At 60.9% G+C, this 15,158-nt stretch carries 12 protein-coding genes and 1 riboswitch; of the genes, 5 read left to right on the top strand and 7 right to left on the bottom strand.

What is annotated here, in order from left to right; translation table 11 throughout:
- Window positions 1–14: 14 nt before the first annotated feature.
- Both ACR6A7_RS12625 and ACR6A7_RS12630 read right to left on the bottom strand, forming a co-directional pair.
- The gene (locus ACR6A7_RS12625) at window positions 15–1,247 is read right to left on the bottom strand and encodes a multifunctional CCA addition/repair protein (protein WP_434125176.1); all 1,233 of its coding nucleotides are present in this window, start codon (window positions 1,245–1,247) and stop codon (window positions 15–17) included.
- Window positions 1,248–1,411: 164 nt separating this feature from the next.
- Window positions 1,412–2,032, bottom strand: coding sequence for a TIGR04211 family SH3 domain-containing protein (locus ACR6A7_RS12630; protein WP_434125177.1), 621 nt, complete (start codon window positions 2,030–2,032; stop codon window positions 1,412–1,414).
- A 207-nt stretch (window positions 2,033–2,239) separates the two neighbouring features.
- On the opposite strand from ACR6A7_RS12630, the gene ACR6A7_RS12635 reads away from it, so the two are divergent.
- From ACR6A7_RS12635 to hldE, 3 genes are all read left to right on the top strand, one after another.
- Window positions 2,240–3,550, top strand: a complete 1,311-nt coding sequence (locus tag ACR6A7_RS12635) for a CYTH domain-containing protein (protein WP_434125178.1) — start codon at window positions 2,240–2,242, stop codon at window positions 3,548–3,550.
- Window positions 3,551–3,575: 25 nt separating this feature from the next.
- Entirely contained in the window at window positions 3,576–6,419 is a 2,844-nt protein-coding gene (glnE, locus tag ACR6A7_RS12640) for a bifunctional [glutamate--ammonia ligase]-adenylyl-L-tyrosine phosphorylase/[glutamate--ammonia-ligase] adenylyltransferase (RefSeq protein ID WP_434125179.1), read from the top strand.
- Window positions 6,420–6,495: 76 nt separating this feature from the next.
- On the top strand, window positions 6,496–7,920 hold the full coding sequence (hldE, locus tag ACR6A7_RS12645) for a bifunctional D-glycero-beta-D-manno-heptose-7-phosphate kinase/D-glycero-beta-D-manno-heptose 1-phosphate adenylyltransferase HldE (protein ID WP_434125180.1): 1,425 nt from the start codon (window positions 6,496–6,498) through the stop codon (window positions 7,918–7,920).
- A gap of 35 nt (window positions 7,921–7,955) precedes the next feature.
- Here hldE and ubiK read toward each other — a convergent pair whose 3' ends face one another.
- Window positions 7,956–8,261, bottom strand: coding sequence for a ubiquinone biosynthesis accessory factor UbiK (ubiK, locus tag ACR6A7_RS12650; protein WP_033752486.1), 306 nt, complete (start codon window positions 8,259–8,261; stop codon window positions 7,956–7,958).
- Window positions 8,262–8,679: 418 nt separating this feature from the next.
- Window positions 8,680–8,827: riboswitch (FMN riboswitch) on the top strand.
- Window positions 8,828–8,935: 108 nt separating this feature from the next.
- Here ubiK and ribB point away from each other — a divergent pair.
- Window positions 8,936–9,592 (top strand): 3,4-dihydroxy-2-butanone-4-phosphate synthase, encoded by a 657-nt coding sequence (gene ribB, locus ACR6A7_RS12655; RefSeq protein ID WP_434125182.1) that lies wholly within the window; start codon window positions 8,936–8,938, stop codon window positions 9,590–9,592.
- A gap of 64 nt (window positions 9,593–9,656) precedes the next feature.
- Here the strand turns inward: ribB and zupT are convergent, their stop codons facing one another.
- Window positions 9,657–10,424, bottom strand: coding sequence for a zinc transporter ZupT (gene zupT / locus ACR6A7_RS12660; protein ID WP_434125183.1), 768 nt, complete (start codon window positions 10,422–10,424; stop codon window positions 9,657–9,659).
- A 191-nt stretch (window positions 10,425–10,615) separates the two neighbouring features.
- Between zupT and ygiD the strand changes: the two genes are divergently transcribed.
- On the top strand, window positions 10,616–11,398 hold the full coding sequence (gene ygiD, locus ACR6A7_RS12665; protein WP_434125185.1) for a 4,5-DOPA-extradiol-dioxygenase: 783 nt from the start codon (window positions 10,616–10,618) through the stop codon (window positions 11,396–11,398).
- Between the two features lie 30 nt (window positions 11,399–11,428).
- On the opposite strand, the gene ACR6A7_RS12670 is transcribed toward ygiD, so the two are convergent.
- The 3 genes from ACR6A7_RS12670 to tolC form a co-directional block, all read right to left on the bottom strand.
- On the bottom strand, window positions 11,429–12,589 hold the full coding sequence (locus ACR6A7_RS12670; RefSeq protein ID WP_434125186.1) for a glutathionylspermidine synthase family protein: 1,161 nt from the start codon (window positions 12,587–12,589) through the stop codon (window positions 11,429–11,431).
- Between the two features lie 7 nt (window positions 12,590–12,596).
- Window positions 12,597–13,268, bottom strand: coding sequence for a DUF1190 family protein (locus ACR6A7_RS12675; protein ID WP_033792232.1), 672 nt, complete (start codon window positions 13,266–13,268; stop codon window positions 12,597–12,599).
- A gap of 311 nt (window positions 13,269–13,579) precedes the next feature.
- Window positions 13,580–15,046, bottom strand: coding sequence for an outer membrane channel protein TolC (gene tolC / locus ACR6A7_RS12680; protein WP_434125187.1), 1,467 nt, complete (start codon window positions 15,044–15,046; stop codon window positions 13,580–13,582).
- Window positions 15,047–15,158 lie beyond the last annotated feature (112 nt).

Consider the following 15,158-nt stretch of genomic DNA (forward strand, 5'->3'; position numbering starts at 1 on the left):
TGCGCGGCCAGCAATCAGGCTGGCCGCATCACCGCAATGCCCTGCGCCACGGCAGCGATACGCCGCCGCGTTAACTCCTCTCTCACCTCCGCCCCTTTGAACCCCGCCTCGATAACCGCTTTGGTCGGCACTGACTGCGCCAGCGCGAACGCCTGACGCAGATAATCGCCCTGCGGATAGGGCAGGCTCTCAAGGCCAGCGCGACCGCGCGCGTCCGCCTCGCTGGTCAGCGCGATTTGCTCAACCCGATGCGGCTTGCGCCAGGCGTCGATGCGGTCGAACAGTGCCACTAAAGCGTCCGCTGACTGACGTTCGATGGTATGCACCACGTCATGGAATTCCGTGACGATCAGCGCCAGGTCGCGAATAGCGTTGGGCACGCGCAGGCGCTGGCAGATCGCCTCCACCAGCGGCACGCCCGCGGCGCCGTGGCCGTGATGGCTCGGCCACTTCTCCGGCGGCGTCAGCGCCTTGCCGACGTCGTGAAACAGCGTGGCGAAACGCACGTCGATCTCGTCCGACAGCGACGCCGCCATCGTCAGCGTCATCAGGGTATGCACGCCGGTATCGATCTCCGGATGCCACCTCGCTGGCGCAGGAATGCCGTAGAGCCTGTCAAGCTCGGGAAACAGCACCTCAAGCGCGCCGCAGTCGCGCAGCGTCTGGAAATAGACCTGCGGATTGCACGACGTCAGCGCCTTCTCTGTCTCCTTCCAGACGCGCTCGGCGGTGAGATGGCTCAGCTCGCCGCTGGCCGCCATCTGGCGCATCAGCGCCTGGGTCTCATCGGCAATGCGAAAGTTAAGGTGAGCGAAGCGCGCGGCAAAGCGCGCCACGCGCAGCACGCGCAGCGGATCCTCGTTAAAGGCGTCGGAAACGTGGCGCAGCAGGCGCGCCTGCAGATCGCGTTCGCCGTGAAAGGGATCGATCAGCTCGCCGTTTTCCCGCTGCGCGATGGCATTGATAGTCAGATCGCGGCGTTGCAGATCCTGCTCCAGCGTCACGTCGGGTGCGGACCAGGTGACGAAGCCGGTGTAGCCGTTGCCGCTTTTCCGTTCGGTACGCGCCAGCGCGTATTCTTCACGGCTTTGCGGATGCAGAAAGACCGGAAAATCGCGGCCGACCTGCTGAAAACCCTGCGCCAGCATCGACTCCGGCGTCGCGCCGACTACCACCCAGTCCCGGTCTTTGACCGGCAGTTTTAACAGCGCATCGCGAACGGCGCCGCCTACTAAATACGTCTTCACTCAACAACTCCAGAGATAATAAAAAGGCGCGCCGGACGGCACATCCGCCGCGAAACATTCAGCGCGCTTGTTGCTCTATTGTTGCACACAATGGCCAGATTGCAGGCATGACGAAAAGGGCATCAAAGGATGCCCTGGCGTATGAAACGCAAAACGCAGGAAAATTAATTCATCCAGCGATCTTTTTTCTTACGGCGCGGCACCATATGCGGCAGCACCAGCCCCAGCAGCAGCCCGACGCCCAGCACGCCGCCGCCATACATAAACCACTGCATAATGATGGTGCGCTGCTTGTCATCCAGCTGAACGTTGGCGGCGTTGACTTTTTTCTGCGCCACGATCAGCTCGTTTTTCAGCTTCTGGTTCTCTTGTTTCAGGCCGTTGATGACGCTGTCGCTATTGGCGACCTTGTTCTGCATCTCGGCGGTGCGCTGGTTCCAGCTGTTGTCGATATTGCCCAGCTTTGCCGTCAGATCTTTGACCTGCTGCTCCAGCTGCGGCACGCGGGTGCGCAGGCTCGGTTCGGCGCTAAGCTGCGACAGCGGGATCCAGGCGGTACGGCCTTCCGAATCGCGGATCTGGCCGTAGTTGGTATCGTTGTTGGTCTGCACCAGCTGCACTTCTTCGCCCGCGTTGAGCTTGCCGAGCAGGCGATACTGATCGCCCGGTCCGCTGCGAATCCAGGTGGATAATTCGTCGGAGATATAGCGTTTTTCATCTGCATGGGCTGGTGCGAGCGTGCTGATAGCCAGCAAGGTAAGGCCTGCGATTACAATTTTTTTCATTCGATGTCGTTTTAGCTTGGGGGTCTGTAAATTTACCGGCACAGTCTGGAACCGCCTCGCATAAATCTGAATGAGAACTATCCTGGTCTCATTTCCCTGCGAAAAGGGTAGCGAAAGCGCAAAGAAAGCCGAGACAGCCCGCCTTCAGTGCATTACTCTTCGCCAGATAACCCTCGTAAGTGCCAGCAGCGTATTAAATAAAAAATTATGACCATCGAAATTGAATTAAAGTTCATTGCCACGCCTGACGTCGCCAGCAAGCTGGCGCAGGCGCTCGCCGCTTACCCGCACCAGCATCAGGCCGCGCGGGCGTTAATCAACACCTATTTTGAAACGGATGACAACCAGCTGCGCCGCTGGGATATGGGCCTGCGTATTCGCGGCGTTGACGGACACCATGAAATGACGCTGAAGAGCGCCGGGAAAACGCTCGGCGGCCTGCATCAGCGCGCGGAATATAACATCGATTTGCCGGAGGCGAAGCTCGATATTGCCCGGCTGCCCGCCGAGGTCTGGCCGCAGGGCACCGACGTCGCCGCGCTGCAGCAGCGCCTGCAACCGCTCTTTAGCACCCATTTTCAGCGCGAAACCTGGCTGGTTCAGGTCGGCGAAAGCGAAGTGGAAGTGGCCTTCGATCGCGGTACGGTGGCCACGGAGACGCTGAGCGAAGATCTGTTTGAGGTTGAGCTGGAGCTGAAAAGCGGCCAGCGCGGCGACATGATGACCTTCGCCCGCGAGCTGGTCGCCATCGGCGGCCTGCGTCTGGGCAGCCTGAGCAAAGCGGCGCGCGGCTATCAGCTGGCGCAGGGCAATCCGCCGCGACCGCTGCGCCCCTTCCCGCTGCTGAAGGCCGCACCGAAAGCGACGGTGGAAGAGGGGATGGTGACCGCGATGTCGAGCGCCCTGAGCCACTGGCAATATCACGAAGAGGTCTGGCTGCGCGGCGACGCCGATGCGCAGCGCAGCGTGGTTGAGGCGCTGGAAGCGCTGCGTCAGGCTTTCTCGCTGTTTGGCGCGCTGGTGCCGCGCAAGGCGAGCAGCGAGCTGCGCCAGAAGCTCACGACGCTGGAAGAGACCCTCGCCGAGCCGGTTAAGGATGTACAGGCGCTGAGCTTCTCGCCGCTCTCCGTTGAAACCCAGTTAGCACTTACTCACTGGCTAGTGGAGTCGCAGTGGCGGCGCTGGATCGATGCAAAAAGCCAGGCGAAGCTCGACGGCTCCTTCAAGCGTTTCAGCGACATCATGCTGAGCCGCATCGCAGCCGATCTCAAAGAGACTTTTAGCGACGTGCAGCAGCTGAATGAGTATCACGACAAGGCGACGCGCCTGTCGCGTCAGCTGCTGGCGGTGCATCTGCTGGCTGGCGCCTATCCGGCGGAAGCCGTTTCCGTCTGGCTGGCGCCGTGGCAGCAGCTGCAGCAGTCTATTGCGCAAAACCAGGAGCACTGGCTGAGATCGCTGGCGAATCAGGCGAGCCGCCAGCCAGCCTTCTGGCTCAACAGCAGCGCGCCACGATGATCTGACCCATCAGGGAGAAAAGACGTTGTTAGAGTTACCCGCGGAATTACAGGCGCAGGCGGCCAGCGTGGCCGAGCGCCTTGGCGTCGCCGCCGACGCCTTAACCGACGCGCAGCGTGCCGCGCTGGCGTTCAGTGATTTCATCGCCGAGAGCCTGCAGCGTCACCCGGAATGGTGGCTGGCGATCCAGCAGCAGGCGCCGCAGCCGGAGGAGTGGCAGCACTACGCGCGCTGGCTGGATGACGATCTCACCGCGGTAGAGAGCGAGGCGGCGCTGATGCGCGCGCTGCGGCTGTTTCGCCGTCGCATGCTGGTACGGATCGCCTGGATGCAGTGTCTGGGCGAAGCCAGCACCGAACAGAGCCTGCAGCAGCTTAGCGTGCTGGCTGAAGTGCTGATCGGGCGGGCGCGCGACTGGGTTTACCAGGCGTGCTGTCAGGATTTCGGCACGCCCTGCAACAGCGCGGGCGAGCCGCAGCCGATGCTGATCCTTGGCATGGGCAAACTGGGCGGCGGCGAACTTAACTTCTCATCCGATATCGACCTTATCTTCGCCTGGCCAGAAAATGGCGCGACGCGCGGCGGACGACGCGAGCTGGATAACGCGCAGTTCTTTACGCGCATGGGGCAGCGGCTGATCAAGGTGCTGGATCAGCCCACCATGGACGGCTTCGTCTACCGCGTCGATATGCGGCTGCGCCCTTTCGGCGACAGCGGCCCGCTGGTGCTGAGCTTCGCGGCGCTGGAGGATTACTATCAGGAGCAGGGCCGCGACTGGGAGCGCTATGCGATGGTCAAGGCGCGCCTGATGGGCGACGATCAGGATCGCTGGAGCCAGGAGCTACAGCAGATGCTGCGCCCCTTTATCTATCGCCGCTATATTGACTTCAGCGTGATCCAGTCGCTGCGCAATATGAAAAGCATGATCGCTCGCGAAGTGCGGCGGCGCGGGCTAACCAACAATATCAAGCTGGGCGCGGGCGGCATTCGCGAAACCGAATTTATCGTGCAGGTCTTTCAGCTGATACGCGGCGGACGTGAGCGCTCGCTACAGCTGCGTTCCCTGCTGCCGACGCTTGCCGCCATCGGCGAGCTGGGGCTGCTGACGGCGGAGCAGGTCGCAACGCTGCGCGACGCTTACCTCTTCCTGCGTCGTCTGGAGAATCTGCTGCAAAGCCTTAATGATGAACAGACCCAGACGCTGCCGGGCGATGCGCTTAACCGCGTGCGGCTCGCCTGGGCGATGAACGCCGAGAGCTGGCCCGCGCTGACGGCGCAGCTTGGAACCCATATGGCGGCGGTGCGCGCCATTTTTGACGAGCTAATCGGCGAAGATATTCCCGAGATCGGCGATCAGCCGGAGCTGCTGGAGTTCAGCAGCATGTGGCAGGACTCGCTCGAAGATGCCGAGCTGGCGCCGCTGGTGCCGCAGCTTGACGATGAACAGCGCCGGGCGCTGCATCGCGCGCTGGACGATTTTCGCCAGGACCTCAGCCGCCGCACCATCGGACCGCGTGGACGGCTGGCGATCGACCAGCTGATGCCGCGGCTGCTGAGCGAGGTCTGCCCGCGCGACGACGCCGCGGTCACCTTCAGCCGCCTTGTTCCGCTACTGCTGGGCGTGCTCACGCGCAGCACCTATCTGGAGCTTCTTACCGAATATCACGGCGCCCTGCGGCACCTGATCCGCCTGTGCGCGGCGTCGCCGATGATCGCCAGCCAGCTGGCGCGCTATCCGCTGCTGCTGGATGAGCTGCTCGATCCCGCCACGCTCTATCAGCCGACCGCCACCGACGCCTATCGCGACGAGCTGCGCCAGTATCTGATGCGCATCCCGGTCGATGATGAAGAGCAGCAGCTGGAGGCGGTACGCCAGTTCAAACAGGCGCAGCTGCTGCGCATTGCGGCAGCGGATATCGCCGGTACGCTGCCGGTCATGAAAGTGAGCGATCACTTAACATGGCTGGCGGAAGCTATTATCGAATCGGTGGTGCAGCAGGCTTGGCAGATGATGGTGCAGCGCTATGGCCGGCCGCAGCATCTTAAAAACGAGGCCGAGCGCGGCTTCGCGGTGCTGGGCTACGGCAAGCTGGGCGGCTGGGAGCTGGGCTACAGCTCCGATCTCGACCTGGTGTTTCTGCACGACTGTCCGGCAGAGACGGTTACCGATGGCGAGCGCAGCATCGACGGCCGTCAGTTCTATCTGCGGCTGGCGCAGCGCATTATGCATCTCTTCAGCACGCGCACCGCCTCCGGGATCCTCTACGAAGTGGACGCACGACTGCGGCCTTCCGGTGCCGCAGGCATGCTGGTCAGCACCTTTGACGCCTTTGACGAATATCAGCGCCACGAGGCCTGGACCTGGGAGCATCAGGCGCTGGTGCGCGCCCGCGTGGTGTTTGGCGATGAGACGCTTGCAGGGCGCTTTAACGCTATTCGCCGCGCCATTCTCTGCCTGCCGCGCGCGCCGGAGACGCTGCAAAAAGAGGTGCGCGAGATGCGCGAAAAAATGCGCGCGCACCTCAGCAACAGGCACAAAGGGCGCTGGGAGATCAAAACCGATGAGGGCGGCATTACCGATATTGAATTCATTGCACAATATTTTGTCTTAGCCTGGGCCGCCGAGCAGCCCGGACTGACGCGCTGGTCCGATAACGTGCGCATTTTCGAACTGGCGGCGCGCTACGACAAAATGCCGGAGGAGGAGGCGCAGGCGTTGACGCATGCCTACGTGACGCTGCGGGACGCGCTGCACCATCTGGCGCTGCAGGAGCTGCCCGGCCACGTTGAGCCGGACGCCTTCACCACCGAGCGACAAACCGTGATGGCGAGCTGGCAGCGCTGGCTGGCGCTGCCGCGCGCACCATAAAGCGCCTGTTGATAGCGCAGATCGCATCTGTGCTATCATCCGCGCACTATTTTTACTGCAGTCTGGAGTGTCTGGAATGAAAGTTACTTTGCCCGCGTTCGACCGTGCTTCGGTACTGGTCGTAGGCGATGTGATGTTGGATCGCTACTGGTATGGCCCAACCAGCCGTATCTCTCCTGAAGCGCCGGTGCCGGTGGTAAAAGTGGACGCTATCGAAGAGCGTCCCGGCGGCGCGGCAAACGTGGCGATGAACATTGCAGCGCTGGGCGCCGCCTCGCAGCTGATTGGCTTAACCGGCGAAGATGACGCGGCGCGCGTGCTGAGCGAAACGCTGAAAAACGTTAACGTTCGCTGTGACTTCGTGGCGGTCAAAACCCATCCCACCATCACCAAACTGCGCGTGCTGTCGCGCAACCAGCAGCTGCTGCGCCTCGATTTTGAAGAGGGGTTCGAGCAGGTCGATCCCGAGCCGATCCATCAGCGGCTGCGTCAGTCGCTGGCGACCGCCGGCGCGCTGGTGCTCTCCGACTATGCAAAAGGGGCGCTCGCCAGCGTGCAGACCATGATTCGCCTGGCGCGCGAGGCGAACGTGCCGGTGCTGATCGACCCCAAAGGCACCGACTTTGAGCGCTATCGCGGCGCGACGCTGCTGACGCCTAACCTGTCAGAGTTCGAAGCGGTGGTCGGCAAATGTAAAAACGAAGAGGAGATCGTCAGCCGTGGCATGCAGCTGGTGGCGGATTATGAGCTCTCCGCGCTGCTGGTGACGCGCTCCGAAAACGGCATGACGCTGCTGCAGCCTGGCAAAGCGCCGCTGCATCTGCCGACGCAGGCGCAGGAAGTGTTCGACGTGACCGGCGCGGGCGATACGGTCATCGGCGTGCTGGCGGCGACGCTGGCGGCGGGCGACGCCCTTGAAGATGCCTGCTTTATGGCGAACGCGGCGGCGGGCGTCGTGGTCGGCAAGCTGGGCACCTCAACCGTCAGTCCGGTCGAGCTGGAAAACGCCATTCATGCGCGTCCCGAAGAGGGCTTTGGCATCATGAATGAAGCGCAGCTTAAAATCGCGGTCGAGCAGGCGCGCAAGCGCGGCGAGAAAGTCGTGATGACCAACGGCGTATTCGATATTCTGCACGCGGGCCACGTCTCTTACCTGGCCAATGCGCGCAAGCTGGGCGACCGCCTGATTGTGGCGGTCAACAGCGACGCCTCAACCAAGCGCCTGAAAGGCAGCAGCCGACCGGTAAATCCGCTGATCAATCGCATGATTGTGCTCGGCGCGCTGGAGGCGGTGGACTGGGTGGTGGCGTTTGAAGAGGATACGCCGCAGCGCTTGATCGCCAGCGTGTTGCCGGATCTGCTGGTAAAAGGCGGCGATTACAAGCCGGAAGATATCGCGGGCAGCAAAGAGGTGTGGGCCAACGGCGGCGACGTGCGCGTGCTGAATTTTGAGGATGGCATCTCTACCACCAACATTATTAAAACCATTCGCGGCGAGTAGTAATGCGGGCGGGCGCATCGCGCCCGCCGTAAAGCTTACTGCGGGGTGTCGATCTTGCCTGCCGGATCGGGCGTCACGACCGCCGGAGCGGGCGCGGAAGGCTGATGGCTTTCCAGCTGCGCCAGACGCTGCTCCAGCGCAGCCAGCTTTTCACGAGTGCGCAGCAGCACCTGCGTCTGCACATCGAACTCTTCGCGATTGACCAAATCCATACGCGTCAGCTGCGCCTGCAGAACCTGGCGAATTTTCTTTTCGACATCGTCGCCAAATTCACGAATCCCTTTCGGCATCGCCTCGTGCACCTGACGCGCAAGTTGTTCAATTTTTTTCGTGTCGATCATGATGATTTCCTGGTTTCGTGTTGCTGGGGACAGCAGGGGGTGGATCCTGATAATGGATAAGTGTAATGCCTGAAACGAAAAGGTTAAACCCGAAATCGACACGGCAGGAAATGCAAAACGTACGCGGTGATGAATAATGCGCCAGGCGGCAGACAGGGCCCGATCGCAAAGACGCAAAACCCGGCATCCTTGCCCGCTCGGCTCGCGTAAATACGCCCCTCATCCTTGAGGTGCGCCCGTCGCCGGGCCAACGCGCTGCGTTGTTCAAAAACGCTCCCTGCGTTTTTGTCCCTGACGCGAGACGCTTTGCTCTTCGGACCCTGTCTGCCGCTGTTGAGCCTTATCTACAGCCTGAAATGCAAAAGCATTTGCGGTTTTGTTGATTGCCCGACCAGTTGAATGGCGCTATAGTGATTTTGCTTATTCTCAGGGCGGGGCGAAATTCCCCACCGGCGGTAAATCAGCGTGAGCTGAAAGCCCGCGAGCGCTTCCCGGTAACGGGAAGGTCAGCAGATCCGGTGTAATTCCGGGGCCGACGGTTAAAGTCCGGATGGGAGAGGGTAACGACATCTGCCGGGCTACGCCCGCTTCGCGTTATTGCCATGTCTTGATGACATCACTCCTAAGCTCGCCCTGATTCTGGTAACTCATATATTTTATAAGGTTTTATTACCATGAATCAGACGCTTCTTTCTGAATTTGGCACGCCGGAACAGCGTGTAGAACGTGCAGTTGCTGCGCTCCGTGAGGGACGCGGCGTGATGGTGCTCGACGACGAAGACCGTGAAAACGAAGGCGATATGATCTTCGCTGCGGAAACCATGACCGTTGAGCAGATGGCGCTGACCATTCGTCACGGCAGCGGCATTGTCTGCCTTTGCCTGACCGAAGAACGCCGTCAGCAGCTTGAGCTGCCGATGATGGTGGAGACCAACACCAGCGCCTACGGCACCGGTTTTACCGTGACCATTGAGGCTGCCGAAGGGGTTACCACCGGCGTATCCGCACAAGATCGCATCACCACCATTCGCGCGGCGATTGCCGATAACGCCAGGCCGAGCGATCTTAATCGTCCTGGCCACGTCTTCCCGCTGCGCGCGCGCGACGGCGGCGTATTGTCACGCGGTGGTCATACCGAAGCGACCATCGATCTGGTGACGCTGGCGGGCTTTAAGCCAGCGGGCGTACTGTGTGAACTGACCAATGACGACGGCACCATGGCGCACGCGCCGGAAGCTATCACCTTTGCCAAAGCGAACAATATGCCGGTCGTCACCATTGAAGACCTGGTGGCGTATCGCCGCGCGCATGAGACGCGTCAGGCCAGCTAAGCTGCGCTGCTGACCAACGAAAAACGGGCCGCTTAGCGGCCCGTTTTGTTTGTAGCCAGGGCGCTCAGCCCAGCTCGCTTACCTGCAGCAGCGCAAGGCTTGCACCCATCACCGTCATGCCGCACAACACGCCGTAACTCGGGTTGTTATGGGGATCGATCTCGCGCGCCAGCGGCATCAGCTCATCCACCGACAGCGCCACCATAATACCGGCGACGGCCGCCATCACTGCGGCGATCGCCACCGGCGACATCATCGGGCCGAGCAGCGCAAACGCCAGCAGCCCGCCGAGGATCTCCGCCATGCCGGAGACGCAGGCCCAGAACAGCGCTTTGCTTTTCGAGCCGGTCGCGGCGTACATCGGACCGGCTACCGCCAGACCTTCGGGAATGTTGTGGATTGCCACCGCCAGCGCGATGCCCAGCCCCAGCTCCATATCGCTGCTGGCGGTGACAAAGGTGGCGACGCCTTCAGGAAAGTTATGCAGGCTGATGCCCAGCGTCAGCAGGATCGCCGTGCGTCGCAGCTTCGCCGGATGGCGCTGCGCCGTCATCAAATCCTGCGGATGCTGATGCGGCAGCAGGCGATCCAGCGCGAAATAGCCGATCAGGCCCAGCATAAACATGCCGTATCCAAGAATCGGCGATATCCCCTCGGTACGCAGCGCGGTCGGCAACATCTCCATTAGCGAAATCAGCAGCATGATGCCGGCGGCGAAGCCGAGCGCGAACGCCAGCATGCGGTTAGAGGGCTTCTGACCCAGCACGCCGACCAGTGCGCCGATAAACGTAGCGCCGCCAGCCAGAATGGTAAGCAGCAAAGGAACCGACATCGCATTCTCCTTAATGATAATCATTCGCATAAAATTAGCGATAACCCTACGGAAGGTCGAGTTATTTTTGGTAAAGAAGTGTCGGCCAAAAGTTATTCAAATTCACTGATGCTCTTCATCATGCTTATGCGCGTTTCCGGCGCTGTTAAAGGGAGTATGGTTGTCCCATTGAAAATGAGTGAGGATGAACAATGCAACAGACGATGCCTGCGCTGTTTTTAGGTCACGGCAGCCCGATGAACGTGCTGGAAGAGAACCGCTACACCCAGGCCTGGCGTCAGGCAGGCGAGAGGCTGCCGCGCCCGCGCGCCATCATCGCCGTATCGGCGCACTGGTACACGCGCGGCACGGCGGTAACGGCGATGGAAGATCCGCGCACTATTCACGACTTCGGCGGCTTCCCGCAGGCGCTGTTTGACACGCGCTATCCGGCGCCGGGCTCGCCCGCGCTGGCGCAGGAGATCGCCGATGCGCTCGCGCCGACGCCGGTGCGCTTCGACCACGAGTGGGGGTTCGATCACGGCTCCTGGGGCGTACTGATCAAGATGTATCCAGACGCCGATATTCCGGTCGTGCAGCTAAGCATTGATGCGACGCAGCCGCCCGCCTGGCATTTTGAGCAGGGCAAAAAGCTGGCGGCGCTGCGCGACAGCGGCGTGATGATCGTGGCCAGCGGCAACGTGGTGCATAACCTGCGCAAGGTGCGCTGGGACGAAACGGCGGAGGCCTGGCCCTGGGCGCAGCGCTTTAATCAGTTCGTACGGGATAACCTGGACTATCAGGGCGCCACTGAGACGCATCCGCTGGTAAACTTTATGCAGCATCCGGACGCGGCGCTGTCGAACCCGACGCCGGAACACTATCTGCCGCTGCTCTATGTGCTGGGCGCGCGTCAGGCTGACGAGCCGGTAACCGTGCCGGTAGAGGGCCTTGAGATGGGCGCTATCAGCATGCTGTCGGTGCAGGTAGGCTAAGCGAAGGCGGGCCGAGGCGGCCCGCTCTGTTTATTCGACGAAAGCGTGGGGATAGAAGCGCGAAAGATCCTGAGTGATCAGGTCGCGATCCTCGCGCAGGCCGATACCGGCCGGCTGATCGTCTATCAGCCAGCTGCCGATCAGCGTGTAGCTGTCGCCGAACTTCGGCAGCGGGCAGAACTGCTGCACGATCATGCCCTCTTCGCCGTAAGGCCCGTCGACGCGCGCAATCTCCTGACCCTTTTCCACGATGCGAATATTGGCACCTTCGCGCGAGAAGAGCGGCTTCACCACATATTTATCCATGTGCGGCACGTTGTCTTCGGCGAAATAAGCGGGCAGCAGGTTAGGGTGACCGGGGAACATCTGCCACAGCATCGGCAGCAGCGCCTTGTTGGAGACGATGCTTTTCCAGGCTGGCTCCAGCCAGCGCACGCCCGCATCCGCCAGCTTGGTAGAGAAGATCTCGCGCAGCATAAACTCCCATGGATAGAGCTTGAACAGGTTGCTGATCACCTGATCCTGCACGTCGGTGAACTGGCCCTTGTCGCCGAGACCGATCTCGTCGATATAGAGGAATTCACTCGGCAAACCCGCTTCGGTGGCGCAGTCCTGCAAATACTGCACCGTGCCGCGATCCTCTTCGGTATCGCGACAGCAGGCGAAGTGCAGCCACTGAAAGCCGTGCTGCTGATGCAACGCGGCGAATCGCTCGATTAGCTTCTCCTGCAGGCTGTTGAACTGATCGCTGCCCGGCGGCAGCTGACCGGCGTTGAGCTGATCTTCCAGCCAGATCCACTGAAAGAAGGCCGCTTCGTAAAGCGAGGTCGGCGTGTCCGCATTGTTCTCCAGCAGCTTAGCGTCGCCCTGACCATCCCAGGCGAGATCGAGGCGTGAGTAGAGCGACGGCTGGCGCTGTTTCCATGAGTCGCGCACGAAATCCCAGGTGTGCTTCGGAATGCGAAATTTTTCCAGCAGCTGCTCGCTGGCCACTACTTTCTCCACCACCTGCAGACACATCTGGTGCAGCTCCGCCGTGGTCGCTTCCAGCTTATCGATCTGCGCCAGCGTGAACTGGTAGTAGGCATCTTCGCACCAGTAGGGCTCGCCGTGCATGGTGTGAAAACGAAAGCCATATTCCGTGGCTTTTTCGCGCCAGTCGGGACGCTCATTGATTGCAATGCGTTGCATAACGGCTTTAGCCTCCCAGCGAACGGCTGGAGGTGCCGGTCGCGCTGCTGCGCGCCATGCTGTTCTGCTTCGCGACCGTTTCGCCGAAGCCGCCGCGCGTGATGGTCGACGTGGTAGCCGGTTTCGGCGCCAGCGCGGTTTTCGGCACGTTCATGGTGCGGCCGGAGGTGGCGGCGCCGTAGTTTTTGCCTGAGGCGTCAACAAACTGGCCGTTCGCCGGGCTGTTCGGGGTACGCGGCGAGAAGAGCGGCTGCTGAGCGAAACCTGCGCCGCCGCCCATCAGGCGTCCCATCATGTAGCCCGCCATGAGCGGCATCCAGAAGCTGCCGCTCTGCTGCGCTTCGGCATTCTGCGTGGTGCCGACGCCAGCCTGGGCCGGCGCCTGCTGGCACTGGTTCTCACCGAACTCCGCCACGCAGTCTTCGCGCGACGCGTATTTCGGCGCGGTGCGCTCCGCTTCTTTCAGCGCGTTGTTGTAGGCGGTGGTGCACTGCGCGCTCTGGCCTGGATTGGCCTTGCTGCAGTCATCCGCGTTCTGATACATCGAGACCGTTTCATCGCTCTGTTCGCAGCCCGCCAGGGTAAATACCGCGGCGATGGCCAATGCGACCGGCGTTAAATGGCGTGCCTGCCAGCTTTTACGGAAAGCGGCATGGCGAATATTTTTTGTCCGTTTCATCGTTGTCGTCCTGTGCCCAAAGGTGATGCTCAGGATAGGGGATCGCTGGTGGAAAATGAAGCTGAGGGCCTGATGAGGAAAGGATCTTTACGTTGTTATACGTTTAACGGCGAGACGGGCCGCAAAGCGGCCATTATGGCCAGCGGCTGAAATTCGAAACGGGTGTGATGTGGACCGAAGAGCAAAGCGTCACGCGGCAGGGAGGGCGCGTGTCGAGCAGGCTGGGATGCCGATTTTGCGACTTTGCGATCGGTCCATATCGCGCACGTTGGCCCCGTCAAGACGGGCCGCAAAGCGGCCCGTTGAGAGAGTTAATTGCGGAACGGGTTGCCGCTGCTGCGCTGGGCGGCAGGGCGCGCGACAGGCGCCGCCGGCTCTGCTGACGGGCCGTTGTCGACGCGTGCGGTCTGCTGTGGATTTTCCGGCGCGACGCTTTCCGGCGAGGTCGAGATCTCCTTGCCGAGCTGGCTATTCAGCTGCTGCAGATCCTGCTCGTTCAGCGTACCCAGCGCATATTTAATATTGAGCTGGTTAATCAGGTAGCTGTAGCGCGCGTCGGAGAGCTGCTGCTTAGCGTTATAGAGCGTCGTGGTCGCATCCAGCACGTCGACAATGGTGCGTGTGCCGACCTGATAGCCCGCCTCCATGGCGTCCAGCGAGCTTTGCGCAGAGACCACCGCCTGTTTATAGGCGTCGATGCTGCTGACAGAGGCGTTGACGTTGTTATAAGAGGAGCGCACCGTCTGCACGGCAGAGCGATGCGCGCTCTCCAGCTGCTCGCTGGCGCTGACGTAGTTGTACTGCGCCTGCTTCACCTGCGAAGTGACCGCGCCGCCGCTGTAAAGCGGCAGTGAGAAGCTCAGGCCCACTTGATTGGTGCCGCTGATGGAGTCGGTGCTGCCGGCGCTCTGGTTGGCGCGTCTGCCGCCATATTTGCTGTTCGACAGGCCGGTTGAGGCGGTCAGATCCAGCGTTGGCATATGGCCAGTTTCTGCAGAGCGGATTTGCTCGCGTGCCAGATCCTGATTCAGACGCGCTGACAGCAGGTTCAGGTTACGGCTCTCTGCCTGCTTCAGCAGCGCGCTGACCGCATCAGGCTTGGTGGTTTTAAAGCGGTCAATATTCAGCGACGCCAGCGCGAGGTAGTCATTGCCGGTGATCTGACGCAGCGCCTCGACCATATTGTCGAGGTTGTTGCGCGCGGTCACTTCGTTTGCCAGCACGCTGTCATACTGCGCGCGGGCATTCTGCACGTCGGTAATCGCTACCAGGCCCACGTTGAAACGCTGTGTGGTCTGATCCAGCTCGCGATAGATCGACTGTTTTTGCGCTTCAATGTAGGAAAGGGTGTCGATTGCCTTTAAAACGTTAAAATAGGCAGTCGCGGTATTGAGAATTAAGTCCTGCTGCGCGACCTGGTAGGTGACATCCTGAATGCCGGCCGTTTTCTCCTGCAGCGTCAGCGCGCGCCACTTCGACATATCGAAAATGGTCTGGGTTAATTGCAGCGATCCGCTGGTCGTGTTGGAATGAAGGCCGCTGCTGTCGCGATAACCGTTGCTATAGGTGTAATCCGCCCCTAAACCTAACTGAGGCAACAAAGGACTGCGCGCTTCGTTAATCTTTTCAAAGGCGGCGTCGCGAGTAGCTGCAGAGCTGCGTAAATCCGGGTTGCTCAGACGCGCTTGTTGATAGACCTGCAGCAGGTCCTCTGCCTGGCTGGCGAGGCTGATACCGGCCAGGCTCAGCCCAATGAGAAGTGGGAGCAGTTTTTTCATTTGCATTCCTTTTGTTGCAGCAAATTACAGGGGTAGCGCTGCCGGATAAGCCAAAAAATAATCGCAGATTCTAGCAGAGTGCGACTGGGAGATAAGTTGGCTGAACGTGCCT

The organism is Pantoea phyllosphaerae, assembly GCF_051025595.1.
Taxonomy (GTDB): domain Bacteria; phylum Pseudomonadota; class Gammaproteobacteria; order Enterobacterales; family Enterobacteriaceae; genus Pantoea.

Bases quoted from the DNA above. Each gene is read 5' to 3' on its own strand.
- ACR6A7_RS12630 (WP_434125177.1), bottom strand. From the start codon at position 2,032: ATGAAAAAAATTGTAATCGCAGGCCTTACCTTGCTGGCTATCAGCACG.
- ACR6A7_RS12635 (WP_434125178.1), top strand. From the start codon at position 2,240: ATGACCATCGAAATTGAATTAAAGTTCATTGCCACGCCTGACGTCGCC.
- hldE (WP_434125180.1), top strand. From the start codon at position 6,496: ATGAAAGTTACTTTGCCCGCGTTCGACCGTGCTTCGGTACTGGTCGTA.
- ubiK (WP_033752486.1), bottom strand. From the start codon at position 8,261: ATGATCGACACGAAAAAAATTGAACAACTTGCGCGTCAGGTGCACGAG.
- ribB (WP_434125182.1), top strand. From the start codon at position 8,936: ATGAATCAGACGCTTCTTTCTGAATTTGGCACGCCGGAACAGCGTGTA.
- zupT (WP_434125183.1), bottom strand. From the start codon at position 10,424: ATGTCGGTTCCTTTGCTGCTTACCATTCTGGCTGGCGGCGCTACGTTT.
- ygiD (WP_434125185.1), top strand. From the start codon at position 10,616: ATGCAACAGACGATGCCTGCGCTGTTTTTAGGTCACGGCAGCCCGATG.
- ACR6A7_RS12670 (WP_434125186.1), bottom strand. From the start codon at position 12,589: ATGCAACGCATTGCAATCAATGAGCGTCCCGACTGGCGCGAAAAAGCC.
- ACR6A7_RS12675 (WP_033792232.1), bottom strand. From the start codon at position 13,268: ATGAAACGGACAAAAAATATTCGCCATGCCGCTTTCCGTAAAAGCTGG.
- tolC (WP_434125187.1), bottom strand. From the start codon at position 15,046: ATGAAAAAACTGCTCCCACTTCTCATTGGGCTGAGCCTGGCCGGTATC.